Here is a 292-nt window from a genome sequence, read left to right on the forward strand (position 1 = left end):
CCCATCAGCAGGGCGGAGTTCTCGGACCCGCCGATCGCGTAGACCGTGCGTCCCGTGCGGGTGCGGTGCAGTACGAAGAAGGCGACGAGCACGACCACGATCGCGATGATCACCGCGGGGGTGACGACGAGGTCGTTCACCTTCGGTCCGTCGATGATCTTGATCTTCTCGGCGATCAGGCGGATCGGCGAGTCCGCGGGGAGCTGCTCCGGCTTGGTGCTCAGCAGCGACGCGAGACCGCGGCCGAGGAACATCATGGCGAGCGTCGCGATGAACGGCTGCACGTTGAAGT

1 protein-coding gene is annotated in these 292 nt (G+C 65.8%); it reads right to left on the reverse strand.

What is annotated here, in order from left to right:
* On the reverse strand, positions 1 to 292 hold a 292-nt coding region (locus CN514_RS19760; protein ID WP_483295024.1), incomplete at both ends, for an ABC transporter permease subunit.

The organism is Bacillus sp. AFS001701, from assembly GCF_002559405.1.
In the GTDB taxonomy this organism is placed as follows: Bacteria; Bacillota; Bacilli; order Bacillales; family Bacillaceae_G; genus Gottfriedia.